Source organism: Candidatus Pelagibacter bacterium nBUS_29 (assembly GCF_051200905.1).
In the GTDB taxonomy this organism is placed as follows: domain Bacteria; phylum Pseudomonadota; class Alphaproteobacteria; order Pelagibacterales; family Pelagibacteraceae; genus Pelagibacter.
This window is the reverse complement of record NZ_CP172843.1, coordinates 700,001-725,576: the sequence shown is the minus strand read 5'-3', so window position 1 is coordinate 725,576 and position 25,576 is coordinate 700,001. Positions and strand designations below refer to the sequence as shown.

At 30.2% G+C, this 25,576-nt stretch carries 28 protein-coding genes and 3 tRNA genes; 27 read left to right on the top strand and 4 right to left on the bottom strand.

Annotated features, from left to right (window positions below; translation table 11 throughout):
- Window positions 1–39: 39 nt before the first annotated feature.
- Window positions 40–462, top strand: a complete 423-nt coding sequence (locus tag ACIJYA_RS03955) for a YbgC/FadM family acyl-CoA thioesterase (protein WP_435087360.1) — start codon at window positions 40–42, stop codon at window positions 460–462.
- Here ACIJYA_RS03955 and ACIJYA_RS03950 read toward each other — a convergent pair.
- Window positions 452–1,132 carry a uracil-DNA glycosylase gene (locus tag ACIJYA_RS03950; protein ID WP_435087359.1) on the bottom strand — a complete coding sequence of 227 codons (681 nt, stop codon included), beginning with the start codon at window positions 1,130–1,132 and terminating at the stop codon, window positions 452–454. The genes ACIJYA_RS03955 and ACIJYA_RS03950 overlap by 11 nt on opposite strands.
- 48 nt (window positions 1,133–1,180) lie before the next feature.
- Here ACIJYA_RS03950 and ACIJYA_RS03945 point away from each other — a divergent pair, with 48 nt between their 5' ends.
- Window positions 1,181–1,312 carry a hypothetical protein gene (locus ACIJYA_RS03945; RefSeq protein ID WP_435087358.1) on the top strand — a complete coding sequence of 44 codons (132 nt, stop codon included), beginning with the start codon at window positions 1,181–1,183 and terminating at the stop codon, window positions 1,310–1,312.
- Here ACIJYA_RS03945 and ACIJYA_RS03940 read toward each other — a convergent pair.
- The 3 genes from ACIJYA_RS03940 to ACIJYA_RS03930 are packed head-to-tail and all read right to left on the bottom strand — an operon-like array spanning window position 1,309 to window position 2,141.
- The gene (locus ACIJYA_RS03940) at window positions 1,309–1,740 is read right to left on the bottom strand and encodes a hypothetical protein (RefSeq protein WP_435087356.1); all 432 of its coding nucleotides are present in this window, start codon (window positions 1,738–1,740) and stop codon (window positions 1,309–1,311) included. The two genes, ACIJYA_RS03945 and ACIJYA_RS03940, sit on opposite strands and share 4 nt — an antisense overlap.
- A complete protein-coding gene (locus ACIJYA_RS03935) occupies window positions 1,727–1,897 on the bottom strand; it encodes a hypothetical protein (RefSeq protein WP_435087355.1) in 171 nt (56 codons plus the stop codon). Before ACIJYA_RS03935 ends, ACIJYA_RS03940 begins: the two co-directional genes overlap by 14 nt.
- Complete coding sequence (locus ACIJYA_RS03930) at window positions 1,890–2,141, bottom strand: DUF1289 domain-containing protein (protein ID WP_435087354.1); 252 nt, start codon at window positions 2,139–2,141, stop codon at window positions 1,890–1,892. The genes ACIJYA_RS03935 and ACIJYA_RS03930 overlap by 8 nt, the downstream gene beginning before the upstream one ends.
- Before the next feature lie 101 nt (window positions 2,142–2,242).
- On the opposite strand from ACIJYA_RS03930, the gene ACIJYA_RS03925 reads away from it, so the two are divergent.
- From ACIJYA_RS03925 to ACIJYA_RS03805, 25 genes are all read left to right on the top strand, one after another.
- Window positions 2,243–2,327, top strand: a tRNA-Leu gene (locus tag ACIJYA_RS03925).
- Window positions 2,328–2,337: 10 nt separating this feature from the next.
- A complete protein-coding gene (tig, locus tag ACIJYA_RS03920; RefSeq protein ID WP_435087352.1) occupies window positions 2,338–3,762 on the top strand; it encodes a trigger factor in 1,425 nt (474 codons plus the stop codon).
- 33 nt (window positions 3,763–3,795) lie between these two features.
- A complete protein-coding gene (clpP, locus tag ACIJYA_RS03915) occupies window positions 3,796–4,407 on the top strand; it encodes an ATP-dependent Clp endopeptidase proteolytic subunit ClpP (protein WP_435087350.1) in 612 nt (203 codons plus the stop codon).
- Window positions 4,408–4,498: 91 nt separating this feature from the next.
- Window positions 4,499–5,767 carry an ATP-dependent Clp protease ATP-binding subunit ClpX gene (gene clpX / locus ACIJYA_RS03910; protein ID WP_435087348.1) on the top strand — a complete coding sequence of 423 codons (1,269 nt, stop codon included), beginning with the start codon at window positions 4,499–4,501 and terminating at the stop codon, window positions 5,765–5,767.
- Between the two features lie 60 nt (window positions 5,768–5,827).
- Window positions 5,828–8,206, top strand: coding sequence for an endopeptidase La (gene lon, locus ACIJYA_RS03905; RefSeq protein ID WP_435087346.1), 2,379 nt, complete (start codon window positions 5,828–5,830; stop codon window positions 8,204–8,206).
- 51 nt (window positions 8,207–8,257) lie between these two features.
- Window positions 8,258–8,333 (top strand) — tRNA-Val (locus tag ACIJYA_RS03900).
- Between the two features lie 13 nt (window positions 8,334–8,346).
- Window positions 8,347–8,423, top strand: a tRNA-Asp gene (locus ACIJYA_RS03895).
- An 87-nt stretch (window positions 8,424–8,510) separates the two neighbouring features.
- Complete coding sequence (locus ACIJYA_RS03890; RefSeq protein WP_435087344.1) at window positions 8,511–8,879, top strand: NADH-quinone oxidoreductase subunit A; 369 nt, start codon at window positions 8,511–8,513, stop codon at window positions 8,877–8,879.
- Window positions 8,880–8,891: 12 nt separating this feature from the next.
- A complete protein-coding gene (locus ACIJYA_RS03885; RefSeq protein ID WP_435087343.1) occupies window positions 8,892–9,407 on the top strand; it encodes a NuoB/complex I 20 kDa subunit family protein in 516 nt (171 codons plus the stop codon).
- Window positions 9,408–9,409: 2 nt separating this feature from the next.
- The gene (locus ACIJYA_RS03880; RefSeq protein WP_435087341.1) at window positions 9,410–10,015 is read left to right on the top strand and encodes an NADH-quinone oxidoreductase subunit C; all 606 of its coding nucleotides are present in this window, start codon (window positions 9,410–9,412) and stop codon (window positions 10,013–10,015) included.
- Window positions 9,999–11,174 carry an NADH-quinone oxidoreductase subunit D gene (locus ACIJYA_RS03875; protein ID WP_435087339.1) on the top strand — a complete coding sequence of 392 codons (1,176 nt, stop codon included), beginning with the start codon at window positions 9,999–10,001 and terminating at the stop codon, window positions 11,172–11,174. Before ACIJYA_RS03880 ends, ACIJYA_RS03875 begins: the two co-directional genes overlap by 17 nt.
- The gene (gene nuoE / locus ACIJYA_RS03870; RefSeq protein WP_435087338.1) at window positions 11,171–11,779 is read left to right on the top strand and encodes an NADH-quinone oxidoreductase subunit NuoE; all 609 of its coding nucleotides are present in this window, start codon (window positions 11,171–11,173) and stop codon (window positions 11,777–11,779) included. Before ACIJYA_RS03875 ends, nuoE begins: the two co-directional genes overlap by 4 nt.
- Entirely contained in the window at window positions 11,772–13,103 is a 1,332-nt protein-coding gene (gene nuoF / locus ACIJYA_RS03865) for an NADH-quinone oxidoreductase subunit NuoF (protein WP_435087337.1), read from the top strand. Before nuoE ends, nuoF begins: the two co-directional genes overlap by 8 nt.
- A complete protein-coding gene (nuoG, locus tag ACIJYA_RS03860) occupies window positions 13,096–15,135 on the top strand; it encodes an NADH-quinone oxidoreductase subunit NuoG (RefSeq protein ID WP_435087335.1) in 2,040 nt (679 codons plus the stop codon). The genes nuoF and nuoG overlap by 8 nt, the downstream gene beginning before the upstream one ends.
- Window position 15,136: 1 nt before the next feature.
- Window positions 15,137–16,135 (top strand): NADH-quinone oxidoreductase subunit NuoH, encoded by a 999-nt coding sequence (gene nuoH / locus ACIJYA_RS03855; RefSeq protein ID WP_435087334.1) that lies wholly within the window; start codon window positions 15,137–15,139, stop codon window positions 16,133–16,135.
- 2 nt (window positions 16,136–16,137) lie between these two features.
- Window positions 16,138–16,623: an NADH-quinone oxidoreductase subunit NuoI gene (nuoI, locus tag ACIJYA_RS03850; RefSeq protein ID WP_435087333.1), complete on the top strand. Its 486-nt coding sequence runs from the start codon at window positions 16,138–16,140 to the stop codon at window positions 16,621–16,623.
- 4 nt (window positions 16,624–16,627) lie between these two features.
- Complete coding sequence (locus ACIJYA_RS03845; RefSeq protein ID WP_435087331.1) at window positions 16,628–17,260, top strand: NADH-quinone oxidoreductase subunit J; 633 nt, start codon at window positions 16,628–16,630, stop codon at window positions 17,258–17,260.
- On the top strand, window positions 17,253–17,564 hold the full coding sequence (nuoK, locus tag ACIJYA_RS03840; protein WP_271491689.1) for an NADH-quinone oxidoreductase subunit NuoK: 312 nt from the start codon (window positions 17,253–17,255) through the stop codon (window positions 17,562–17,564). Before ACIJYA_RS03845 ends, nuoK begins: the two co-directional genes overlap by 8 nt.
- A gap of 2 nt (window positions 17,565–17,566) precedes the next feature.
- Window positions 17,567–19,480, top strand: coding sequence for an NADH-quinone oxidoreductase subunit L (gene nuoL, locus ACIJYA_RS03835; RefSeq protein WP_435087329.1), 1,914 nt, complete (start codon window positions 17,567–17,569; stop codon window positions 19,478–19,480).
- Window positions 19,480–20,961: an NADH-quinone oxidoreductase subunit M gene (locus tag ACIJYA_RS03830; protein WP_435087327.1), complete on the top strand. Its 1,482-nt coding sequence runs from the start codon at window positions 19,480–19,482 to the stop codon at window positions 20,959–20,961. The genes nuoL and ACIJYA_RS03830 overlap by 1 nt, the downstream gene beginning before the upstream one ends.
- A gap of 1 nt (window position 20,962) precedes the next feature.
- The gene (gene nuoN, locus ACIJYA_RS03825) at window positions 20,963–22,381 is read left to right on the top strand and encodes an NADH-quinone oxidoreductase subunit NuoN (protein WP_435087326.1); all 1,419 of its coding nucleotides are present in this window, start codon (window positions 20,963–20,965) and stop codon (window positions 22,379–22,381) included.
- The gene (locus ACIJYA_RS03820; protein ID WP_435087324.1) at window positions 22,381–22,917 is read left to right on the top strand and encodes a biotin--[acetyl-CoA-carboxylase] ligase; all 537 of its coding nucleotides are present in this window, start codon (window positions 22,381–22,383) and stop codon (window positions 22,915–22,917) included. The genes nuoN and ACIJYA_RS03820 overlap by 1 nt, the downstream gene beginning before the upstream one ends.
- A gap of 10 nt (window positions 22,918–22,927) precedes the next feature.
- A complete protein-coding gene (locus ACIJYA_RS03815; protein WP_435087322.1) occupies window positions 22,928–23,674 on the top strand; it encodes a type III pantothenate kinase in 747 nt (248 codons plus the stop codon).
- A 1-nt stretch (window position 23,675) separates the two neighbouring features.
- Complete coding sequence (locus ACIJYA_RS03810; protein ID WP_435087320.1) at window positions 23,676–25,331, top strand: ribonuclease J; 1,656 nt, start codon at window positions 23,676–23,678, stop codon at window positions 25,329–25,331.
- Window positions 25,331–25,576, top strand: coding sequence for a DUF1467 family protein (locus ACIJYA_RS03805; protein WP_435087319.1), 246 nt, complete (start codon window positions 25,331–25,333; stop codon window positions 25,574–25,576). The genes ACIJYA_RS03810 and ACIJYA_RS03805 overlap by 1 nt, the downstream gene beginning before the upstream one ends.

The following is a 25,576-nucleotide window of genomic DNA, read 5'->3' as shown; positions in this document are numbered from 1 at the left end:
TTTGTATTAAATTATCATTTTTATTGATAGAATACTTTTATGCATGAAAACTTTTACCATAATGTTAAAGTATATTACGAAGATACAGATGCAGGTGGAGTTGTATATTATGCCAATTACCTCAAATACCTTGAAAGAGCCAGAACAGAAGCTTTAGCAACAATTGGATTGAGTAATTTACAAATAAAAGAAAAATTTGGCGCACTTATTATTGTTAAATCTTGTAACATTGAATACAAAAAATCTGCTCATCTTGAGGATCAATTAGTTGTTAGATCATTTGTAAAATCAGTTACAAAGACATCATTTTTTATGAATCAGTTTATTACTAAAGAGGAATTTTCGATAGTTGAGGCTCAAGTTCATCTAGTTTTCATTAATGAAAAAGGTAAACCAGTCAAATTACCAGATGTAATTTTTGATAATTTTAAACCTTATTTTTGCGATAGTATTAAGCTTTAGATATTTTTTTAGCTCTTTTAAATAAAGTAACCATCATTTTTTCAGAAATTAATTTTGTATTTACATTTCTTGGACTGGGATGATAGCTGGGAATTAAAGTTACATTATCAGGTAATAGATAGGATTTTCCATGTTTGAAATGCATCTTTTTAGTTAAGGTGTATTTCTTTTTATAAAATTTGAGACAGTTATCGAAAGCTACTTTTCCCAACGTAATAATTATCTTTAATTTATTTAGATTTGAAATTTCAGTATCAAAATATTTAGAACAATTATCTAATTCTTTATTTAGTGGCTTGTCTCCAGGAGGAACACATTTTAAAATATTTGTGATATATGTAGATTTTATTTTAAGACCGTCATTTAAACTTTTTGAAAATGGTTGATTAGAAATTTTAGATTTATACAAACAATGAAATAAAAATTCTCCAGATTTATCACCAGTAAATGCACGTCCTGTTCTTGTTCCCCCGTGTGCTGCAGGAGCCAATCCCAGTATTAAAAGTTTTGCATTTATATCACCAAATCCCGTAACAGGTTTGCCCCAATAGTTTTCATTAATATTTTGCTTTCTTTTTTCTCTAGAAACTTTTTTAATGAAATTAGCTAATCTTGGGCATTTTTTGCATTTAATAATTGTTCTATTCAGTCTATTAAATTTATAATTCATTTAAGTAATTGATATTGATTGGAAATAGAATATTAGATTATAGATATTATGTCTTCTAAAAAAGCAATGAAACAAGCTCAAAAACAAGCTTACGCAAAACATAGAAGTAGCATTACAAATAGCAGTAGGTTTAATTTTAAAAACAAAAATTCTACAAAAAAAAATAAAAAGAAAAATTAACTTTCTTTTTCAAATCTTTCAATTTTTTTACATGAAGACATAAAAGAAATTCCTTCTTCATTATTAATTACTGTTTTTATCATAATATTTGGATTGTCTATTTCAAATAATAATTGTGTATAAAATTGAGGGTAGCCAATTTTATCAGTTAAAATTTTATCATCTTCTTGGTATATAAATTTTGTCAAAGTGTTTTCTTTTTTAACCGAGAGATCAGTTATACGATATTTTTTGAACGTTTTATTATTGTAAACAAAATTTCTAGTCATTAATGACTTTTCTAAATCTAAAATGTATTCGTTCTTTAAGAAACCATCTTTTTTATTATCACATGAACTGAGGATGATAATTTCTGCATTTAGACTATTAGCTGCAATTAAAGAAAACAATATTAAACCCAGATAATTTAAAAATTTAATTTTTTTCATTTTTTTCAGTTAAAAATAATCCTATTAATAATAATGTTGTCCACCCAATACCTATTAAAGCTTTAGGACTAGTTTGGGCATTCCACATATCCAATACTACGGCACCAAAAATTAAACCTATAATATAAATTATAATTACAATTGTTGATTTATTCATTTTTTAAATTTTTCTTAAATAGAGAAATTCCATTATTAATTTTGTGCTGATAGGACTCATTAAAACTATCTAGCTGCCAACCACTAAGCCTATCTTTAATATTATCTAAATTTTCTTTTTTCCATTCATCTGTTGTATCTTCAGATTTCCAAATCTTCTTTTCATCATTATTTCTTCCACATCCGTAGCAATAACCTGTGGAGGGATCAGTTTTACAAATACTAATACAAGGTGAAATTATCATTTTTCAAAATTTTTTTTAAATTATAGGTGATAAATAGTTAATTTTTGATCAATTGTCATTGGACAAATAGTTTCAATAATATATAAAACCACGTAATTTGTGGGGCGATGGCGGAATTGGTAGACGCGTTGGTCTTAGGAACCAATATTTTCGGATGTGAAGGTTCGAGTCCTTTTCGCCCTACCATTAAAATATTATGAAAGTAACTGTAAAAAATATAAAAGGCTTAAATAAAGACGTTAAAGTTTTTATCGATAAAGAGACAATGAACTCTTATATGGATGAAAAATATGAAGAGATTAAAGGCACTGTAAATCTAAAAGGTTTTCGTCCAGGAAAAGTTCCAAAAGAAGTTTTAAAAAGACAATTCGGTAAAGCTGTATTTGGAGAAGTTTTAGATAAAGTATTAAAAGATACATCAACAAAGGCTCTTGAAGAAAATAAAATTAAACCAGCGGGTCAACCAAAATTAGATCTAAAAACTTACGGTGAAGATAAAGAGCTAGAATATGTCTTGTCTGTAACTGAATTACCTAAAGTAGATGTTAAATCCATAGAAAGTATAAAATTTGATCAATATTCTGTTAAAATTGATAATAGCGAAACAGATAAAAGAATTAAAGAAATAGCTAAAAATCAACCTAGCTTTAAAGAAGCAAGTGCTGAGACCAAAGCAAAAGAGGGTGATTTAGTGTCATTGGATTATCAAGCTACTGTAAATGGTAAGGAATTTAAAGGTAGCGAAGGTAAAAATACTCAATTAACACTTGGTAAAGATTTGTTTTTAAAAGGTTTTGACAAACAGCTTATTGGTGTCAAAAAAGATGATGAAAAAATTGTAGATGCAGTTTTACCAGAAAACTTTCCCGAAAAAGAATTAGTAAATAAATCTGCTAAATTTAAATGTAAGATTTTAAATGTAAAAAATCCTGAAGAAGTAAAAATTGATGATGATTTTGCAAAAAATTTAGGTGCTAAAGATTTAAATGATCTAAAGGTGTTAATATCAAAACAGATAAATGATGAATATAAAAATTCATTAGATCAATTATCTAAAAACCAAATATTAAAAGAAATTGAAAAAATTAAAATAGACGAGGTTCCTGAAAATTTAATTGAAGAAGAAGTTAAAATTCTTTCACAAGGTATGGGTGAAGCTGAAGCTAAGAAAAATAAAGCTAAATTTACTGAGACAGCAAAAACTAGAATTAAAACAGGATTAATATTAAATGAATTTGGTGAACAAAATAAAATTCAGGTATCAGAGCAAGAAATTCAAGCTGAGGTTCAAAAACAACTTAGAATGATGCCAGGTCAAGAAAAGATGGTAATGGATTTTTATCAAAAAAATCCTTCGGCTGTAGCTAGTTTAAGAGGAACAGTTTATGAAGAAAAAATTCTTAATTTGATTAAAGAAAAAGCTAAGCCAAATAAAAAAGAGATTTCTAAAGATGAGGCAGAAAAAATTCTAAAAGATGCACATAAACATGATCACAATCACGACCATGAACATGATCATGGCGAAGATAAAAAAGTTAAAGCAAAATCTACTAAAGAAAAAAAATCACCTTCAAAAGCTTCAAAATCAAAGCCAGCAGCAAAAAAAGTTAGCAAAAAGTAATCTCAAGTTGTATAAGTTAGGACGAATCAACTTATGACAATAGATATTTCTGAACACATGAACACTTTAGTCCCAATGGTTGTCGAACAATCCAATAAGGGTGAAAGAGCTTATGATATTTATTCAAGACTTTTAAAAGAGAGAATTATTTTTTTAACAGGTCAAATTAACGACAACGTAGCATCATTAGTTACCGCACAATTATTATTTCTTGAAGCTGAAGATCCTAAAAAAGAAATTTATTTATATATAAACAGTCCTGGTGGTCTTGTTACAGCTGGTCTTGGAATTTATGACACTATGCAATACGTTAAACCGGACATTTCAACCCTATGTATTGGACAAGCAGCTTCAATGGGATCTTTTTTACTTGCTGCTGGAACAAAGGGTAAAAGATTTTCACTTCCAAATTCACGAGTTATGGTTCATCAACCTTCAGCTGGGTTTCAGGGTCAAGTAACAGATATTGAAATACATGCAAATGAAGTCTCTTCATTAAAAAAAAGATTGAATGAAATTTATTCAAAACATACTGGTAAATCTGTGGATGAAGTTAAGTCTGCTCTAGAAAGAGACAACTTTATGACTGCGGAAGTTGCTAAAGACTTTGGTCTAATAGACGAAGTAGTAGAAAAAAGATCTTAAACCACCATATATTGGATGCGATATAATCCAAACTTGATTAGTATGAGTCTTCTATAATACAGTAATTTAATTGATTCGTTAAAAAAATATTATGACAACAAATAATAAAAATATTCTTTACTGCTCTTTTTGTGGAAAGAGCCAACATGAAGTTAGAAAATTAATTGCTGGTCCTACGGTATTTATTTGTGATGAGTGTGTTGAATTATGTATGGATATTATCAAAGAGGAAAGCAAAGACACCTTTGTTAAACACCAAGATGGACTTCCTTCACCAAAAGAAATTTGTTCAGTTTTAGATGATTATGTAATTGGTCAGCCACATGCAAAAAAAGTTTTATCTGTTGCTGTTCACAACCATTACAAACGATTAAATTATGAAAGCAAAACAAGTAAAAATGTTGAGCTTGCAAAATCTAACATTTTGTTAGTTGGCCCAACAGGTTGTGGTAAAACATTATTGGCACAAACTCTTGCTAGAATTTTAGATGTTCCTTTTACAATGGCAGATGCAACAACTTTAACAGAAGCAGGTTATGTTGGTGAAGATGTTGAAAATATAATTTTAAAATTATTGCAAGCTTCAGATTATAATGTTGAAAAAGCACAAAGAGGAATTGTTTATATTGATGAGGTTGACAAAATTAGTAGAAAATCAGAAAATCCGTCAATCACTAGAGATGTATCAGGTGAAGGTGTTCAACAAGCTTTACTAAAAATTATGGAAGGAACAGTTGCAAGTGTTCCGCCCCAAGGAGGTAGAAAACATCCACAACAAGAATTTTTACAGGTTGATACAACAAATATATTGTTTATTTGTGGTGGTGCTTTTGCTGGATTGGATAAAATTATTTCTCAAAGAGATAAAGGTACATCAATAGGTTTTGGCGCTGATGTTAAAAATACACAAGACAAGAAAACAGGTGAGTGGATGAAAACACTTGAGCCAGAAGACTTATTAAAATTTGGTTTAATCCCAGAATTTATTGGTAGACTACCCATGATAGCAACACTTGAAGACTTAGATGAAAAATCATTGATAAAAATTCTACAAGAACCAAAAAATTCATTAACAAAACAATATCAAGAATTATTCAAACTTGATGGAGCAAAGTTAACTTTTAAAGAAAATGCATTAAAAGAAATTGCTCAAAAAGCAATTAAGAAGAAAACAGGTGCAAGAGGTTTAAGATCAATTTTAGAAAATATTTTATTAAAAACTATGTATGATTTGCCAAGTCAAGATAACATAGAAGAAGTTATAGTTGACGCAGGAGCCGCTAAAGGACAGTCTCAACCTATATTAGTTCACACTAAAGGGGACAGTAAAACAAAGACTAACAAGCCATCAGCGGCTTAATATCACTAATAACTAACAAAAACCTATTGCAATATAAAATATAATATCCATATTAAAGTTATGGACGTTAAAATCACATTACCATTATTACCTTTAAGAGACATAGTTGTGTTTCCAAGCATGGTAATCCCTTTATTTGTTGGAAGAGACAAGTCTATTTCAGCTTTAAATGAGGTAATGAAAAAAGACAAAAAAATAATTTTAGTTACCCAGAAAAACTCTGAAATTGATGATCCTAAAAAAACAGATATCTTTATGTATGGATGTGAGGGAAGCATTCTACAGCTTTTAAAGCTACCTGATGGAACTGTAAAAGTCCTAGTTGAGGGTATCAAAAGAGTAAAAATATTAGATTTCAAAGATAATGATAAATTTATAACTTGTGACTACGCTCATTATAATGATGTTGCTGCTAAGGACGAAGATTTGTACCCACTTGCGGCAACTGCGCTTAGAAGATTAGAAAAGTTAACTTCCATTAATAAAAAAGTTTCAAGTGAAACTATTAATACGATTAAACAACTAAAAGATCCCTCTCAAATTGCTGACAATATAGCATCTCATATCAACGCAACTATTTCTGAAAAACAACAAATTTTTGAAACAGTAGATGTAAAGAAAAGACTAAATGCCATTATCAAAATAATGGAAAACGAAACAAGTATCATAGGTGTTGAAAAAAGAATTAGAGGTAGAGTTAAAACTCAAATGGAGAAAACTCAAAGAGAATATTATTTAAATGAGCAGTTAAAAGCTATTCAAAAAGAATTAGGTGAAATTGAGGATGGTAAAGATGAAACTACTAGCCTTAATAAGGCTATCACAAAAGCTAAAATGCCTAAAGAAGTTGAAAAGAAATGCTTACAAGAACTTAAAAAATTAAAAAATATGAGTCCAATGTCAGCTGAAGCAACTGTTGTTAGAAATTATCTTGATTGGATGACAGAACTTCCTTGGCACAAGAAAAGTGAAGTTGATATTGATTTAACAAAAGCCTTAAATATTTTAGATAAAGATCATTTTGGACTAGAAAAAGTTAAAGAAAGAATAATTGAATTTCTTGCAGTTCAAAAAAGAATGGAAAAAATTAAAGGACCAATTTTATGTTTAGTTGGACCTCCCGGAGTTGGTAAAACTTCTCTAGGAAAATCTATTGCTAAAGCAACTAATAGAGAATTTGTTAGAATGTCTGTTGGTGGAATGAGAGATGAAGCAGAAATAAGAGGACATAGAAGAACTTACATAGGCTCGTTACCTGGAAAAATAATACAAATGATGAAAAAAGCTGGCACTAAAAATCCACTTATTTTATTAGATGAAATAGATAAAATTGGAAATGATTACCGAGGAGATCCTTCATCTGCTTTATTGGAAGCTTTGGATCCAGAACAAAATACAACGTTTAATGATCATTACCTAGAGGTTGATTATGATTTATCTGATGTAATGTTTGTTACAACGGCAAATACATTAAATATCCTTCCGCCTCTTTTAGATAGAATGGAAGTAATTAGACTCGCTGGTTACACAGAGGATGAAAAAATAAGTATTGCTAACAAATATCTTTTACCCAAACAAATCAAAGACAATGGTGTGAAAGATAAAGAAATGAAATTAGAAAACGATATCATTAAAGAAGTTATTAGAGGTTACACAAAAGAGTCTGGTGTTAGAAATTTGGAGAGAGAAATTTCAAAACTAGCAAGAAAAGTTGTTAAAAAAATAGTTGCTGGTGAAGAGAAGGAAGTAAATATAAATAATAAAAATTTATCTGATTTTCTAGGTATTGCTAAATTTAAATTTGGTGAATTAGAGTCTGAAAACAGAGTGGGTATTGTAACTGGTCTTGCATGGACTGAGTATGGTGGAGAAATTTTAAAAATTGAAACTGTAACTATGCCTGGCAAAGGTAGAATGCAAATTACAGGTAAGCTTGGAGATGTCATGCAAGAGTCTGTTAAAGCTGCTAAATCTTTTGTAAGATCTAAATGTTTAGAATACGGAATTATTCCACCGCTATTTGAAAAAAAAGATTTTCATATTCATGTGCCAGAAGGAGCGACACCAAAAGATGGCCCATCAGCGGGTATTGGAATGGTTACATCCATAGTTTCATCAATTACTGGAATTCCTGTTAGAAGAGATGTTGCAATGACCGGTGAAGTGACTCTAACTGGACAAGTTTTGCCAATAGGTGGGTTAAAAGAAAAACTTTTAGCAGCTCATAGAGCTGGAATTAAAGAGGTATTAATACCAAAAGAAAATGAAAAAGACTTGGTAGATATGCCGAAAAAAATAATTGATGATATTAAGATCACACCAGTTGAATATGCTGATCAAGTTTTAAAAGTTGCTTTAACAAAGGAACTTAAAAGAACTGAGTGGGTTGAGGTTGATATATCTAAAAAAGACGATAAATCTCAAGCTAGTATTCAATAATAATTAATTTACTTTATCAAACTGTTGATGTAATAAGTAGCCATATTTTGTGGGTGGTTAGCTCAGTTGGTAGAGCATCTCGTTTACACCGAGGGGGTCAAAGGTTCGAGTCCTTTACTACCCACCAAAATAATAAAAGTGGGGGTGTAGCTCAGTTGGTTAGAGCGATCGCCTGTCACGCGATAGGTCGAGGGTTCGAGTCCCTTCACTCCCGCCACTTTTCTTCAATTTACTTAAATAATATCAATTAAAATGTGACGTATCAGCTCTTCAACTAAGGATAAAAACTGGTATATAGATTTCCATGTTATCTGAATTTTTAAAAGATTACTTACCAATAATTCTATTTTTAGTCATAGCATTAGGACTTAGTTGTGCTTTTGTTGTTGTAAATTTTATACTTTCACCAAAAAAACCTGATCCAGAAAAACTATCAGCTTATGAGTGTGGGTTTGAACCTTTTGAAGATTCTAGAATGGAATTTGATGTTAGGTTTTATTTAGTCGCTATTTTATTTATTATATTTGATTTGGAAATTGCATTTTTGTTTCCTTGGGCTATCTCACTAGGAAATATTGGTATATTAGGATTTTCCTCAATGATGATTTTTTTGTTCATACTTACGATTGGTTTTATTTATGAATGGAAAAAAGGTGCTTTAGACTGGGAATAAAAATTAATCATAATGAATAATAAAATAGATCAAGTTCCAGAAGAATTTAAACAACTCGCTAAAGATTTTAGTGAGAATGGATTTATAACGACTTCACTAGATAATTTAATAAACTGGTCTAGATCAGGTTCGCTACACTGGATGACATTTGGTCTTGCATGTTGTGCAGTTGAGATGATGCAAACTGCAATGCCAAGATATGATTTAGAGAGATTTGGAGCTGCACCAAGGGGATCCCCAAGACAATCTGATGTTATGATTGTTGCAGGTACCCTTACTAATAAAATGGCTCCAGCTTTAAGAAAAGTTTACGATCAAATGCCTGAGCCAAGATATGTAATATCGATGGGTAGTTGTGCAAATGGAGGGGGTTATTATCATTATTCTTACTCTGTAGTTAGAGGTTGTGATCGAATTGTGCCAGTTGATGTTTATGTTCCTGGATGTCCACCTTCTGCTGAGGCTTTATTATATGGAATATTGCAGCTACAAAAAAAAATAAGAAACAAAGGCTCTTTCATTAGATAGTTATGAATAACTTAATAGATTTAGAAAAAAAGATAAATTCAGAGTTAACTACTAAAATTAATAGTACCAAAATAAAACACAATCAATTGTATATAGAAATTGATAAAGAGGATTTAATTGATGTAACACTTTTTGTAAAAACAAACCAAGAAACAAAATTTAGACAACTTATAGATATCACAGTTGTAGATTACCCAGAGAATACTCAAAGATTTAAAATGGTTTATTTATTTTTAAGTCATGAATTTAATCAAAGAATTATTATGAGTTACTCAATAAATGAAAACGAGATAATTCAATCATTAACAAGTATTTTTCCAGCTGCTAATTGGATGGAAAGAGAGGTTTTTGATATGTACGGTGTGTCTTTTAAAGATCATCCAGACCTTAGAAGAATATTAACAGATTATGGTTTTGAAGGTCACCCTTTAAGAAAAGATTTCCCTTTAACTGGCCATACTGAGGTTAGGTATAGTGAAGATCAAAAAAAAGTTATTAGTGAACCAGTAAAATTAGAGCAAAATTACAGAAATTTTGATTATGAAAGCCCTTGGGAAGGAACAAAATACATCAAAGATGAAATAGACAATAATGACAAAAAAAATTAAAAACTTAAACTTAAACTTTGGACCACAGCATCCTGCCGCCCATGGCGTTCTTAGATTAATCTTAGAGCTAGATGGAGAGGTTGTTGAAAAAGCTGATCCACACATAGGTTTACTTCATCGAGGAACTGAAAAATTAATTGAAAATAAAACTTATATGCAGGCAGTACCTTATTTTGATCGATTAGATTATGTTGCTCCTATGAACCAAGAGCATGCCTTTGCTCTTGCTGTAGAGAAGATATTGAATATCGATGTTCCTATTAGGGCTCAATACATAAGAGTAATGTTTTGTGAAATAGGTAGAATTTTAAGTCATATTTTAAATGTAACCACACAGGCATTAGATGTTGGGGCTTTAACTCCTTCATTGTGGGGGTTTGAGGAAAGAGAAACATTGATGACTTTTTATGAAAGAGCGTCTGGATCAAGACTTCATGCAAATTACTTTAGAGCTGGGGGAGTTCATCAAGATTTACCAACTGGACTAGAAGATGATATTGGAAAATTTTGTCAAACATTTCCAAAAATTATTGATGATCTTGAAAGTTTATTAACTGATAACAGAATTTTTAAACAAAGAAATGTAGATATAGGAATTGTATCTAAAGAAGATGCTTTGGATTACTCTTTTTCAGGAGTTATGGTAAGGGGATCGGGGATACCTTGGGATTTAAGAAAATCTCAACCATATGATTGTTATGATCAATTAAATTTTAAGATTCCTGTTGGAAAAAATGGAGATTGTTACGATCGATATTTGTGCAGAATTGAAGAGATGAAGGAAAGTGTTTCTATAATAAAACAATGTTTAGCAAAGATGGAAAAAGGACCCATAAAGTCATTAGATGGAAAAATAAGCCCTCCATCTAAAAAAGAAATCAAACAATCTATGGAAGCTTTGATTCATCATTTTAAACTTTTTACAGAAGGTTATAGAGTGCCAAAAGATGAAATTTATACTGCTGTGGAGGCTCCCAAAGGTGAATTTGGTGTATATTTAATTTCAGATGGGTCAAGCAAACCATACAAATGCAAAATTAGAGCGCCAGGTTTTTCACACCTTCAATCAATGGACTATTTAATAAAAGGCCATATGTTAGCTGATGTCCCAGCCGTTTTAGGTTCTTTAGATATTGTTTTTGGAGAGGTGGATAGATGAGTTTAAGAAGGCCAGCTAAAGATCAACCAGAAATTTTTGAGTTTAATTCTTCATCTTTAGAAGCTGCTAAAACTATTGTTTCTAAATATCCAAAAGGTAAACAACAAAGTGCAGTGATGGCTTTACTATATATTGCTCAAAGGCAAAATAATAACTGGATACCATTAGCTGCAATGAAATGCATAGCTAAATTTTTAGAGATGCCTTACATAAAAGTTTATGAAGTTGCTACTTTTTACACAATGTACAATTTATCTCCTGTTGGAAAGTTTTTTGTGCAAGTTTGCACAACTACACCATGCATGATTAGAGGTGCAAATAAGCTAGTTGAAGCTTGTAAAGAAAAAATCTCTGAAAATGAAACAGAGCTATCAAGTGATAAAAGTTGTTCTTGGATGGAAGTTGAGTGTCTTGGGGCCTGTGTAAATGCTCCTATGATGCAGATCAATGATGATTATTATGAAGATCTTGATAAAGAAAAAACTTTGGAAATATTAGAAAAGATTTTAAATGGTGAAAAACCTAAACCGGGTTCCTATAGAGGTCGTGTAAATAATGAGCCTGAAAATAATAGAAAAACACTTATGGATTTAAAAAATGCTTAAAGACAACGATAGAATTTTTCAAAACTTATATAACGATATGGGTTCAGATGTTACCTCATCTCAGAAAAGAGGAGATTGGGTCGACACTAAAGATTTGATTGACAAAGGAAGAGACTGGATAATCAATGAAGTTAAAAGTTCTCAATTAAGAGGAAGAGGTGGAGCAGGATTTCCTACAGGATTGAAATGGTCTTTTGCCCCTAAGGAAGTTGGATCAAGACCACATTATTTATTAATTAATGGGGATGAGTTTGAACCTGGCACATGTAAGGATAGAGATATATTAAGATTTGAACCTCATAAATTAATAGAAGGTTGCTTGATTGCAGCTTATGCAGTCCAAGCACATGTTTGCTATATTTATATTAGAGGTGAATATTTTGTTGATGGTGAAAAACTTCAAGCAGCAATAGATGAAGCTTATGAAAAAAAATTAATAGGTAAAAATGCAGCTGGCACGGGGTGGGATTTAGATATCTATATTCATTATGGTGCAGGAGCATACATTTGTGGTGAAGAAACAGCCTTGCTTGAAAGTATTGAAGGCAAAAAAGGTCAACCGAGATTAAAACCACCTTTTCCAGCCTTAATAGGTCTATACGGATGTCCTACAATTATTAATAATGTTGAAACTATAGCTGTTGTGCCAACTATTCTTAGAAGAGGTGGCAAATGGTTTGCGTCACTTGGTAGAGAAAAAAACACAGGTACTAAAATTTTTTGTATTTCAGGTAATGTAAATAACCCTTGTAATGTTGAAGAAGAAATGAACATTCCTCTAAAAGAGCTAATTGAAGTTCATGCAGGCGGCGTTGTTGGTGGCTGGGAAAACTTACAAGCTGTAATACCTGGTGGTTCATCAATGCCACTTATACCCAAAAAAAAATGTGAAACATTGACTATGGATTTTGATTCTTTGATGGCTGAAAAAAGTGGATTAGGTACCGCTGGTATCGTCGTTATTAACAAAGATCAGGACATCATTAAATGTATGGCAAGGATTGCAAGATTTTATAAACACGAAAGTTGTGGACAATGTACACCATGCAGAGAAGGTTCTGGTTGGATGTGGAGAATGCTTGAGCGTATGGCAAAAGGAGAAGCTAGTAGAGATGAAGTTGATATGCTAGGTGATGTTACAAATCAAATTGCAGGTCATACAATTTGTGCATTTGGTGAGGGTTCTTCATGGCCTGTACAAGGACTTTTGAGACATTTTAAAAAAGAAATAGAAGAAAGAAATAATTTAGATCTAATTGTAGAGAAAAAGAACACAATTCCTTACTTAGTAGATCAACACTTATTAGATAAAAAAAATGCTTAAACTAAAAGTAAACAATATTGATGTAGAAGTTGAAGAGGGTTTAACAGTTCTTCAGGCATGTGAAATAGCTGGAGTTGAAATTCCAAGATTTTGTTATCATGAGAAACTTTCAATAGCAGGAAATTGTCGAATGTGTTTAGTTGAAATGGAAAAATCTCCTAAACCAGTAGCATCTTGTGCAATGCCTGCAGCAGAAGGAATGAATATAAAGACAAACACAGCCTTTGTTGAAAAAGCAAGAAAAGGTGTAATGGAGTTTTTACTTGCTAACCATCCACTAGATTGTCCAGTTTGCGATCAAGGTGGAGAATGTGATCTTCAAGATCAATCTATGTTTTATGGGGTAGATAAATCAAGATTTAAAGAAAACAAAAGATCAGTCCCTGAAAAAAATATGGGTCCTTTAATTAAAACTCAAATGACAAGATGTATTCACTGTACACGATGTGTAAGGTTTGCAACTGAAATAGCTGGGGTTCCAGAAATTGGTGCAATTGGAAGAGGTGAAGATATGCAAATTACAACGTATCTAGAACAATCGATGCAATCTGAGCTTTCAGCTAATGTAGTAGATTTATGTCCAGTTGGCGCCCTAACTTCAAAACCTTACGTTTTTGAAGCAAGACCTTGGGAACTTAAAAAGACAGAGTCCATAGATGTTATGGATGCAATTGGATCAAATATAAGAGTTGATACTTATGATTGGGAAGTAAAAAGGGTGTTGCCAATTATAAACGAAGATATCAATGAAGAATGGATTTCTGATAAAACAAGATATGCTTGTGACGGCTTATTAAGTCAAAGACTAGACACACCTTTTATAAAATATAATGGCAAGTTTGAAAAAGCTTCTTGGGACGAAGTTTACAAAATTATTAAATCAAAAATTGAAAATACTACAAAAGAAAAAGTTTGTGGCTTTGTGGGTGACTTATCTAACATGGAGACAGGATATATCTTTAAAGAGTTTTTTGATCGTACTCTTGACACACAAAATTATGAATTTAGATCAGATAATCGATTTGTAAATACAAACAAAAGAGAAAATTATCTGTTTAATTCAACAATAAATGGCATAGAGGAATCTGATTTTATTTTTTTAATTGGAACAAATCCAAGATATGAAGCAACAATATTAAATGCAAGAATTAGAAAATCTTATTTAAACAATAATACTAAAATTATTTCATTAAATGATTTAGGTGACTTAACTTTTCCTTATGAAAGTTTAGATGGACAAACTCAAACACTTAAAGATATTTTTGATGGAAAACATGATCTATCTAAACAAATTATAAGTGCAAATAAACCAATGGTAATATTAGGTGAATCATTACTTAACTTAAATTCATCAATGTATTTCTTTAATAAAATTAAAGATTTTCTTGTTAAAAATAAAAAAGTTAGTGAGGATTGGAATCCGTTTAATATTTTATCTCGTGACGCAGCAACAGTTGGCAACTATGATCTGGGTTTAGCAAATGAAGAGAACAATCTATTAGAAGATTTACAAAACCACAAATTTGATGTCATTTATTTAGTTGGGCAAGACAATTTAAACTTTGATAAAAAAAATGAATTTATTATTTATCAAGGTAGTCATGGTGATAAAGGTGCTGAAATAGCCGATATTATCTTACCTGGTTCTGCATACACCGAGCAAGATGGATATTTTACAAATTTAGAAGGCAAGCTTCAAAAAGCTTATAAGGCTTCATATCCTCCAGGTGATGCAAAAGAAGATTGGCAAATTATTAATGAGCTTGCTGAGTTAATGAATAATAGAAAATTATTTAATGATAAAGATGAATTAGAAAGCAGCATGTTTAATTATCTCAATTTACAAAAAGAAAAACAAAAAAACACAGGTGATAACAATACTGAGTTTGATGAAAGTAAATTCACAAATGAAACTCTAAAAATTAATGTAAAAGATTATTATTTTTCAAACGTTATAGCTAGATCTTCAAAAACTATGGTTGAATGCAATAATTCAAAATTAAATTATCAATCTACAGGCACAGAGGGTTAGGATGGAATATTTAAATATTGTTTTTCAAGAAATTTACAAAATACTCTTTTTGTTAGTACCAGTTCTTGTATCTGTTGCTATGATAGTCTGGCTTGATAGAAGAGTTTGGGCTTTTGTTCAAAAAAGACAAGGTCCAAATGTGGTTGGACCATTTGGTTTACTTCAATCGTTAGCAGATGCTCTTAAGTACATATTTAAAGAAATTATTATTCCATCCAGCTCAAATAAAGTAATTTTTATTTTAGCACCAATTGTTACTATGACCCTAGCTTTAGTTGCTTGGGCTGTAATACCATTTAGTGCAACACAAGTTTTAGCAGATATTAATGTGGGTATTTTATATTTATTTGCGGTTTCTTCTTTGGGTGTTTATGGAATTATAATGGGAGGTTGGGCATCAAATTCAAAATATCCTTTTCTTGGAGCTATAAGATCTGCTGCTCAAATGGTTTCTTATGAAGTTTCTATAGGTGTTATAATCATTAACGTTCTATTATGTGTGGGATCATTAAATTTAAATGATATTGTTGAAGCTCAAAAAAATTTATGGTTCGTTATTCCATTATTTCCCATGTTTGTTATTTTTTTTATTTCAGCTCTAGCTGAAACAAATAGACCTCCCTTTGATTTACCAGAAGCAGAAGCAGAATTAGTTGCTGGTTATCAAACAGAATATTCTGGAATGATGTATGCAATGTTTTGGCTAGGTGAATATGCAAATATTTTATTAATGTGTGCTATGGGTGCTATTTTGTTTTTAGGTGGCTGGATGTCCCCAATTGAAATTTATCCATTTACATTGGTGCCTGGAGCGATTTGGCTTATATTAAAAATTTTATTGTTATTTGTTCTATTTGCTTTGGTTAAAGCTATTGTTCCTAGATATAGATATGATCAATTAATGAGACTTGGTTGGAAAGTTTTTTTACCTTTATCTTTAACTTGGGTTGTGCTGACTGCTAGTTATTTATTTTACTTTAACTTACTACCAACAAATTAATTATGAAAATTTCAAGATTTTTTAAAACAATATTTATGACAGACTTTGTTGGAGGTTTAATTATTGCAATTAAAGAACTTTTCAAACCAAAGAAAACTATTAATTATCCATTTGAAAAAGGAAAAATAAGTCCACGTTTTAGAGGAGAACATGCGTTAAGAAGGTACCCTAATGGTGAGGAAAGATGTATTGCTTGTAAATTATGTGAAGCTGTGTGTCCTGCTCAAGCTATAACAATAGAGTCAGCCGCTAGAGATGATGGAAGCCGAAAAACTACAAGATACGATATTGATATGATGAAATGCATTTATTGTGGTTTATGTGAAGAAGCATGTCCAGTTGATGCGATTGTTCAAGGTCCAAATTTTGAATTTTCTACAGAAACAAGAGAAGAGCTTTATTATACTAAAGATAAACTATTAGATAACGGAGATAGATGGGAGAATGTTTTAGCTGCAAATATCAAAGCTGATAATCCATACAGATAAATCTATGATAGCTCACTCAATTTTCTTTTATACTTTTTCAATTATAGCTGTAATTTCAGCAATTATGGTTACAGTCTCTAAAAATACTGTCCATTCTGTTTTTTTTCTTATCTTAGATTTTATAAGTATCTCATGTCTTTTTATAATGATAGGTGCTGAATTCTTAGGAATGATAATGTTAATTGTTTATGTAGGTGCTGTAGCAGTGTTGTTTTTATTTGTAGTGATGATGTTAAACGTTGCTCAACAAAAAAACCAGTGGTTTGCCTCACAAGAAAGCTCAGGGCACATTCCAGTAGGTTTGATCATTAGTACGATCATATTTTTTGAATTAATAATTGTTATTGGTGGTTGGAAATATAAGCCTGATTTATTTGATATAAATAATTCATTAAATACTTTTAATGTGAGTAATACTCATGCGCTTGGACAGATTTTATACACTGACTATATTCATGTATTTCAATTAAGTGGAATGATTTTATTAGTAGCAATGATTGGTGCTATTGTTTTAACTTTTAGAAAAAGAGAAGGAGTTAAAAAGCAAAGTTACTTAAAACAAATTTCAAGAGAAAGATCTGAAGGTGTTCAGGTTTTAGATGTTGAAACCAATAAAGGAGTGAAAATCGATGACTGAGATTGGTTTAGGACATTATTTAACATTAGGAGCAGTTATATTCTCAATTGGTATTATTGGTATTTTTTTAAACAGAAAAAACATTATCGTTATATTAATGAGCATAGAGTTGATATTGCTTGCTGTTAATATAAATTTAGTGGCGTTTTCAATTTTCTTAGGTGACCTTGCTGGACAAGTGTTTACTTTATTTATTTTAACTGTGGCAGCTGCAGAAGCTGCAATTGGACTGGCAATAATTGTAGTGTACTATCGAAATTCGGGAACAATTCGTGTTGAAGAAATAGATAAGTTGAAAGGATAATTATGGAAATTTCTATTTTATTTCTTCCCCTAATTGCTTCAATCATTTCTGGTTTTTTTGGAAGATATATAGGTGATCGAAACTCTGAAATTATTACAAGTGTTTTCGTTTCAATATCTGCGTTTTTATCAATCTTTGTCTTATATCAAGTTATAGTTAATCAATATGAAGAAAATATTGTTATAGCAACTTGGATAAATTCCGGATCGCTAGATGTTAATTGGTCCATGTTGATTGACCCATTATCAGCAGTAATGTTAGTTGTTGTTACTTCTGTTTCATCTTTAGTTCATATTTATTCAATTGGTTATATGTCACATGATCCACATAAACCAAGATTTATGGCTTATCTTTCATTGTTTACATTTGCAATGTTGATGTTGGTGACTTCAGATAATTTTATTCAATTATTTTTTGGTTGGGAAGGAGTTGGTTTATGTTCATATTTTTTAATTGGTTTTTGGTTTAAAAAAGAAAGTGCAAATGCTGCAGCAATTAAAGCTTTTGTTGTTAATAGAGTGGGAGATTTTGGCTTTGCTCTTGGAATATTTTTAATTTTTTATTTATTTGGAACAGTCAATTACTCAGAAGTTTTTCAACAAATTCCAACTGTTATTGATAAAAATTTATCTTTTCTAGGTTTCGAAATTAAAGCAATAGACTTGATTTGTTTGCTTTTATTTATTGGAGCGATGGGTAAATCAGCACAAATTTTACTTCATACATGGCTACCTGATGCAATGGAGGGTCCAACACCCGTTTCTGCATTAATTCATGCTGCAACAATGGTTACAGCGGGAGTTTTTCTGGTTGTAAGATGTTCACCAATTTATGAATACTCCCCATTAATATTGAACTTGATAACAATTGTTGGAATGACGACTGCTTTTTTTGCAGCCACAGTTGCATTAGTTCAAACCGATATAAAAAAAATTATTGCTTACTCAACTTGTAGTCAACTAGGTTATATGTTTTTTGCAGCCGGGGTGGGAGCTTATAACGTGGCGATGTTTCATTTATTTACTCATGCATTTTTTAAAGCTTTACTATTTTTAGGCTCAGGTTCTGTAATTCATGCATTTAAAGATGAACAAGATATCAACAATATGGGAGGCGTCTGGAAAAAATTGCCTTATACATATGCATTAATGATTATTGGAACACTTGCTCTTACCGGTTTTCCATTTCTATCAGGTTTCTATTCAAAAGATGCCATTATTGAATTTGCATATTTGAAGGGAAATACTACTGGATATTATGCTGCAGGAATTGGAATTTTTACAGCATTTTTAACTTCAATATATTCATGGAGATTAATTTTTAAAACATTCCACGGAAATTATAATAATAAAAAAGTAAATATTGAGGAAACACATGAGTCCCCTTTAATAATGTTGATACCATTAGTGATATTATCTATTGGAGCTATATTTGCAGGTTTTTTATTCAAAGACTTATTTGTTGGTCATGGTGGGGAAAATCATTTCTGGGCTGAGTCGATTAAATTTTTAGAACCATTAAGCTTAGAGCATCCTCCAACCTGGTTTTTGTTGATGACACCTTGTTTAGTATTGCTGTCAATTCCAATAGCTTATTATTTATTTGTTAAAAACAAAGAATTACCAAATCAAATAGCAAATATGAATAAGCCCTTATATAAATTTTTAATTAATAAATGGTATTTTGATGAATTATACGAAGTCATTTTTATCAATCCATCAAAAAAATTAGGTTTATTTTTCTGGAAATTTTGTGATGGAAAATTAATTGATGGTTTTGGACCAGACGGCATCTCATCTTTTATAAAAAAATGTTCAATAAAGGCAAACAAATTTCAAAGTGGCTTCATATATCAATATGCTTTTGTAATGCTTTTGGGCTTTTCAGCTTTATTAACCTTTTTGATTGTTAAATAATGAACTTTCCAATTCTTTCATCTTTGATTTTATTACCAACTGTTGGTGCACTTTTTTTATTTTTTACCAAAGATAAAGAAGGTAACAACTCAACTGTTAAATATGTTGCTTTATTTACATCAGTAGTTAATTTTGTAATTTCTATTTATCTATGGGCCTCTTTTGATCAGTCCTCATCTAACTTTCAATTTATAGAAGAAAGAATTTGGATTGAGAATTTTATAAATTATAAAGTTGGTGTAGATGGAATTTCAATCTTATTTATTATCTTAACCACATTTATTACACCTTTATGTATCATATCGGTAAACAGTTCGATCAAAACTAAATTAAGAGATTTTTTAATTGCAATACTGATTATGGAAAGCTTCATGATTGGAGTTTTTTGCGCTCTTGATCTAGTTGTTTTTTATTTATTTTTTGAAGCAGGTTTAATTCCAATGTTTTTAATCATTGGTATTTGGGGTGGTCCAAAAAGAGTATATTCAGCTTTTAAATTCTTTTTATATACACTTCTTGGCTCTGTATTAATGTTAGTTGCTATTATTTCAATTTATTGGACTTCAGGCACTACAGATGTAATTAAACTTTACGAACTTGGTATAGATCCAAAATATCAAAATTTATTATGGCTAGCATTTTTTAGCTCATTTGCTGTAAAAACACCTATGTGGCCTGTGCACACTTGGCTGCCAGATGCACACGTAGAGGCTCCTACCGCTGGATCAGTTTTGTTAGCAGCGATTTTACTAAAAATGGCTGGATATGGATTTATAAGATTTTCATTAGGTCTTTTTCCTGTTGCGTCAGAAATTTTTACACCTTTAATTTACACTTTAAGTGTAATTGCAATAATTCTCACATCTCTAATAGCTTTAATGCAAGAAGACATGAAAAAACTCATTGCATACTCCTCTGTAGCACATATGGGCTTTGTAACTTTAGGAATATTTACTATTCAACAACAAGGTATAGAAGGAAGTATCATTCAAATGATAAGTCATGGCTTAGTATCTGCTGCTTTATTTTTATGTGTTGGAGTTGTTTATGATAGGATGCATTCAAGATTAATCAGCTCGTATGGTGGAATAGTGTCTATCATTCCAAAATACTCAATTTTGTTCATGTTATTTACTCTTGCTGCACTTGGTTTACCTGGAACGAGTGGTTTTGTTGGAGAGTTTTTGATTTTAATGGGGGTGTTTAAAGATAATTTTTTAGTCGCTGTCTTAGCTAGTTTAGGTGTAATTCTTGGGGCTGCTTATATGTTATGGCTATACAAAAGAGTTGTTTTTGGAAAATTAATCAATGAGGATCTTAAATCAATGATAGATCTAAATAAATCTGAGTATTTTATTTTAGCATGTTTAGCTATACCAACATTGTTTTTTGGTTTTTACCCTGACCCATTAATAAACACAATTGAAGTTTCGGTTAGTGATCTAATTAATATGTATAATTCAAATTTAATTAATAAATAAAATGGAAAACTTAAATTTAGTACTACCTGAAATATTTATTTCGCTTTCAATTATGTTTTTATTAGTTTTAGGTGTTTTTAAAAAAGATAGTTCAAAACTTACTTTTAATATCTCATTTATAGTTCTTTTAATAACTGCAATAATTACTCTTAACGAAACCTTTAGTATCGATCGTATAACTTTGTTTAACAATAGTGTTGTCATTGATTACATGTCTTCACTAATGAAAATTATTACATTACTTGGGGCTTTTTTAGTTTTAGTAATTTCATCTTCATACCTTAAAACATTTAAAATTTATAAGATTGAATATCCGGTTCTAATATTAAGTTCGGTTTTGGGTATGATGGTAATGATTAGCTCAAATGACTTAATGGTATTTTACATGGGTCTTGAGCTTCAATCTTTAGCTCTTTATGTGTTAGCTACTTTTAATAGAGATCAATTAAAATCATCAGAGGCAGGCTTGAAATATTTTGTTTTAAGCGCCTTATCATCTGGTTTACTTCTATATGGTTGCTCATTAATTTATGGATTTTCAGGCTCAACAAACTTTAATGTAATTTCAAATCAACTAAATTCAAACGAATATGTGTTAACTTTTGGTATTGTATTTATCTTAGTTGGACTTGCATTCAAAATTTCAGCGGTACCTTTTCATATGTGGGCCCCTGATGTTTATGAAGGTTCACCAACATCTGTTACTTTATTCTTTACGATGGTACCTAAAATTGCTGCTTTAACAGTATTTATAAGGTTTTTGTATGTACCTTTTTTAAATTTAATCGATCAATGGCAAATAATTATAATATTTTTATCTATAGCTTCGATGCTTTTTGGTGCAATAGCAGCTATTGGCCAAACAAATATAAAAAGGCTTGTAGCCTACAGTTCAATTGGTCATATAGGATATACATTAGCAGGCTTAGCAACAGGGTCTAACGAAGGTATTCAAAGCTCAATTGTGTACATATCAATTTATGTTGTTATGAACTTAGCTCTATTTTCATGTTTATTGATGCTAAAAAGAAACAATCAATATTACGAAGAAATTGATGATCTTTCAGGTTTATCAAAAAATCACCCTCTATTATCTCTATCTTTACTAGTTATATTATTTTCTTTAGCAGGAATTCCTCCATTAGCTGGTTTTTTTGCAAAATTTTATATTTTTAAAGCTGTTATAGAACAATCAATGTATTTTTTAGCGATTGTAGGTTTGCTATCAACTGTTGTTGCAGCATTTTACTATTTAAGAATTATTAAAATAATATACTTTGATAAAGAGAAAGAAAAATATGATGATGACCATAGTTTATGGTTAAAATTTTCACTTACTCTTTCAACAATATTAATTCTCCTATACTTCATTTTTCCAAGTCAACTGATTGATGTAGTATCAAGAATTAATATTATTTAATGAAATTTAAAAAATTTAAATTCAAAAAAGTTAAAAGCACAAATAACACAGCAATTCGAATTATTAAAAACTCAAATTATAAATATGGGATGGTGATATCTGATGCACAAACAATGGGTAGGGGTCAATATGGAAAAAAATGGATTTCACATAAAGGCAACTTATTTGTTAGTTTTTTTTATGAATTAGAGAATATTAACATAACCATATCAAGATTAACAAAAATTAATTGTTTATTAATAAAAAAATTATTAAAAAACTATTATAAAAAAGATATTACATTTAAAAAACCTAACGATTTATTAATTCAAAAAAAAAAGATATGTGGAATATTACAAGAAACAATTTCTATTTTTGATAAAAATTTTTTGATTATAGGCATTGGCATAAATATTAAGAAAAGTCCTAGAATTAAAAATTATCCAACTACTAGCTTGTATGAATTGATCGATAAATCTATTAATAAAAGAGAAATAGAGAATAAACTTAAAGTAATTTTTGAAAAAAATTTATTAAAAATGTATAAAATAAATTAATAATTAAATAATGTATATTCTTGGAGACATAGGTAACACTGAAACTAAAATTTTTTTAGTCTCACTTAATAATAAGATTACAAAGAAATTAACTTTTTCAACCAAAGATATAAATCAAATAAAATTAGAAAAATTATTCATTAATTTTAAGATTGATTATAAAAAAATAAATAAAGTACTATTTTGTAGTGTTGTGCCCAAATCATTTAATATGATTAAGAAATTTTTATCCAAAAAAATAAAAATTAGATGTTTTGAAGTAAAGGATTTAAACTTAAAATCTTTAATAAACATTAAAGCAAATTATAAACAGGTTGGTTCTGACAGGTTAACAAATGCAATTAGTTTAACAAATAGTCAGAATAACTTTATTATTTTAGATTTTGGAACAGCTACTACTTTTGATGTTTTGATAAAAAATACATATTCTGGCGGTATTATTGCGCCTGGTGTGAAACTTTCTTTAAATACACTGTCAGATCGAGCTACGCTAATCCCTAAAATTGATTTGAAAAAGATAAAAAATGTCATAGGTAATGACACAATCTCAGCAGTCAGATCTGGTTTTTTTTGGGGGTATGCAGGTTTAATTGACAATATCATTTATTTAATTAAGAAAGAGACTGGAAAGTCTTTTAAAGTAATAATTACTGGAGGATTTTCTAACTTATTTAAAAAATCAATAAAAACGAAAGTTTATCACAATAAAGAGATTACAATTAACGGTCTAATTAGGATTTCAAAATTAATTAAATAACATGAAAGACGAATTATTATTTTGTCCACTAGGTGGATCTGGAGAAATAGGCATGAACATGAATTTGTTTGCTTATGGTAAACCAGGAGAGCACAAATGGATTATGGTTGACATAGGTGTTACTTTCGCTGACGACACACTTCCAGGCATTGATTTAATATATCCTGACCCAGGATTTATTGTTGATAAAAAGGAAGATCTTTTGGGAATTGTTTTAACACATGCTCATGAAGATCATATTGGCGCTATAGCTCATCTTTGGCCACAACTTGAATGCAATATATTTGCAACTCCATTCACTGCTGTTTTAATCAAGGAAAAATTCAAAGAAAAACATATTGATATAACCAGATATCTAAAAATAGTACAATTAAATGGAACAATTGATTTAAATCCATTTAAAATTGAATACATAACACTAACTCACTCAATTTTAGAACCAAATGGTTTAAGAATAGAAACACCAGCAGGTATAATTTTACATACTGGTGATTGGAAAATTGATCCAGAACCTTTGATTGGCGGAAACATTAATTCTAATAGATTGAAAGAAATAGGTAACGAAGGTGTTCTTGCAATGATATGTGACTCAACAAATGTTTTTAGTTTGGGTAAAGCAGGTTCAGAATTAGATGTTAGAAAAAGCATGCTAAACATTATGAGCAGTTTAAAAAAAAGAATTATTATTGCTTCTTTTGCCTCCAATGTTGCTAGACTAGAAACAGCTTTTTATTGTGCAGAAAAAACTGGCAGACAAATATCTCTAGTTGGAAGATCAATGCACAGAATATTTAAAGCAGCCAAACAATGTGGCTATTTAAAAGATGTTATTGAACCAATTGATCCACGAGAGGCGAAAAATATTTCAAGAGAAAAGATAGTTTATCTTTGTACAGGTAGTCAAGGTGAACCCATGGCAGCATTGATGAGAATTGCCAAATACACTCATCCAGATGTATTTATTGAAAAAGATGATACTGTCATATTTTCATCTAAAATTATTCCTGGTAATGAAAAAAAATTATACAATTTACAAAATCAATTAGTTAAAGATGGCATTGAAGTTATATCTGAAGAAAATGAATTTGTTCACGTTTCAGGTCACCCAAATAGAGACGATTTAAGAGAGATGTATGAATGGGTAAAACCACAGTGTGCTATCCCTGTTCATGGTGAACACAGGCATATGATTGAACACATGAAATTTGCAAAAGAAATGAATGTACCAAACCCTGTTCAAGTTGAAAATGGTGATATTGTTAAGCTTTATCCAGGAAAACCTGCAGTATATGATAAAGCTCCTAGTGGTAGACTTTATGTTGATGGAAACATAAGTGTAGTGGAAGATGCACAATCAATCAAAGATAGAAAAAATTTAAGTGCAAATGGATATATTGAGGCCACCATATTAATTACTCCAAAAGGTAATATTCATAAAAGACCAGTTTTAACTTTTAGAGGCATTCCAGTTGATGATACTGAGGAATTCATTTATGGCTTAGAAGATGAGATCGAAAAAATTACCAGAACCTTTAGACTAGGAAGCAAACAACAAGAGCATAATTTAATTGACGCTCTTAAAATTGCTTGTAGAAAATTTTCAAAAGAAAAAACTGGAAAAAAACCTTTTACAAATATTAATCTAGTAAGAATTTAATGAGTATTACAGGATTAGCTATAATCTACATAATTATATGGTGGATTGTATTTTTTGCTATATTACCAATTGATGTAAATAGATCAAAATCTGTTAAAATTGAGGGTGAAGACCCTGGTTCTCCAGAAAATCCTAAAATGCTGAAAAAATTCCTATATTGTACTGGAATTACAACTATTATTTTTATTATAATTTATTTATTAATTAAATTTGAATATTTAAATTTAAGAAATATTATTAATTAA

What these genes read in the sequence shown, in the direction of transcription:
- ACIJYA_RS03955 (WP_435087360.1), top strand. Translation starts at nt 40, where the DNA reads ATGCATGAAAACTTTTACCATAATGTTAAAGTATATTACGAAGATACA.
- ACIJYA_RS03950 (WP_435087359.1), bottom strand. Translation starts at nt 1,132, where the DNA reads ATGAATTATAAATTTAATAGACTGAATAGAACAATTATTAAATGCAAA.
- ACIJYA_RS03945 (WP_435087358.1), top strand. Translation starts at nt 1,181, where the DNA reads ATGTCTTCTAAAAAAGCAATGAAACAAGCTCAAAAACAAGCTTACGCA.
- ACIJYA_RS03940 (WP_435087356.1), bottom strand. Translation starts at nt 1,740, where the DNA reads ATGAAAAAAATTAAATTTTTAAATTATCTGGGTTTAATATTGTTTTCT.
- ACIJYA_RS03935 (WP_435087355.1), bottom strand. Translation starts at nt 1,897, where the DNA reads ATGAATAAATCAACAATTGTAATTATAATTTATATTATAGGTTTAATT.
- ACIJYA_RS03930 (WP_435087354.1), bottom strand. Translation starts at nt 2,141, where the DNA reads ATGATAATTTCACCTTGTATTAGTATTTGTAAAACTGATCCCTCCACA.
- tig (WP_435087352.1), top strand. Translation starts at nt 2,338, where the DNA reads ATGAAAGTAACTGTAAAAAATATAAAAGGCTTAAATAAAGACGTTAAA.
- clpP (WP_435087350.1), top strand. Translation starts at nt 3,796, where the DNA reads ATGACAATAGATATTTCTGAACACATGAACACTTTAGTCCCAATGGTT.
- clpX (WP_435087348.1), top strand. Translation starts at nt 4,499, where the DNA reads ATGACAACAAATAATAAAAATATTCTTTACTGCTCTTTTTGTGGAAAG.
- lon (WP_435087346.1), top strand. Translation starts at nt 5,828, where the DNA reads ATGGACGTTAAAATCACATTACCATTATTACCTTTAAGAGACATAGTT.
- ACIJYA_RS03890 (WP_435087344.1), top strand. Translation starts at nt 8,511, where the DNA reads ATGTTATCTGAATTTTTAAAAGATTACTTACCAATAATTCTATTTTTA.
- ACIJYA_RS03885 (WP_435087343.1), top strand. Translation starts at nt 8,892, where the DNA reads ATGAATAATAAAATAGATCAAGTTCCAGAAGAATTTAAACAACTCGCT.
- ACIJYA_RS03880 (WP_435087341.1), top strand. Translation starts at nt 9,410, where the DNA reads ATGAATAACTTAATAGATTTAGAAAAAAAGATAAATTCAGAGTTAACT.
- ACIJYA_RS03875 (WP_435087339.1), top strand. Translation starts at nt 9,999, where the DNA reads ATGACAAAAAAAATTAAAAACTTAAACTTAAACTTTGGACCACAGCAT.
- nuoE (WP_435087338.1), top strand. Translation starts at nt 11,171, where the DNA reads ATGAGTTTAAGAAGGCCAGCTAAAGATCAACCAGAAATTTTTGAGTTT.
- nuoF (WP_435087337.1), top strand. Translation starts at nt 11,772, where the DNA reads ATGCTTAAAGACAACGATAGAATTTTTCAAAACTTATATAACGATATG.
- nuoG (WP_435087335.1), top strand. Translation starts at nt 13,096, where the DNA reads ATGCTTAAACTAAAAGTAAACAATATTGATGTAGAAGTTGAAGAGGGT.
- nuoH (WP_435087334.1), top strand. Translation starts at nt 15,137, where the DNA reads ATGGAATATTTAAATATTGTTTTTCAAGAAATTTACAAAATACTCTTT.
- nuoI (WP_435087333.1), top strand. Translation starts at nt 16,138, where the DNA reads ATGAAAATTTCAAGATTTTTTAAAACAATATTTATGACAGACTTTGTT.
- ACIJYA_RS03845 (WP_435087331.1), top strand. Translation starts at nt 16,628, where the DNA reads ATGATAGCTCACTCAATTTTCTTTTATACTTTTTCAATTATAGCTGTA.
- nuoK (WP_271491689.1), top strand. Translation starts at nt 17,253, where the DNA reads ATGACTGAGATTGGTTTAGGACATTATTTAACATTAGGAGCAGTTATA.
- nuoL (WP_435087329.1), top strand. Translation starts at nt 17,567, where the DNA reads ATGGAAATTTCTATTTTATTTCTTCCCCTAATTGCTTCAATCATTTCT.
- ACIJYA_RS03830 (WP_435087327.1), top strand. Translation starts at nt 19,480, where the DNA reads ATGAACTTTCCAATTCTTTCATCTTTGATTTTATTACCAACTGTTGGT.
- nuoN (WP_435087326.1), top strand. Translation starts at nt 20,963, where the DNA reads ATGGAAAACTTAAATTTAGTACTACCTGAAATATTTATTTCGCTTTCA.
- ACIJYA_RS03820 (WP_435087324.1), top strand. Translation starts at nt 22,381, where the DNA reads ATGAAATTTAAAAAATTTAAATTCAAAAAAGTTAAAAGCACAAATAAC.
- ACIJYA_RS03815 (WP_435087322.1), top strand. Translation starts at nt 22,928, where the DNA reads ATGTATATTCTTGGAGACATAGGTAACACTGAAACTAAAATTTTTTTA.
- ACIJYA_RS03810 (WP_435087320.1), top strand. Translation starts at nt 23,676, where the DNA reads ATGAAAGACGAATTATTATTTTGTCCACTAGGTGGATCTGGAGAAATA.
- ACIJYA_RS03805 (WP_435087319.1), top strand. Translation starts at nt 25,331, where the DNA reads ATGAGTATTACAGGATTAGCTATAATCTACATAATTATATGGTGGATT.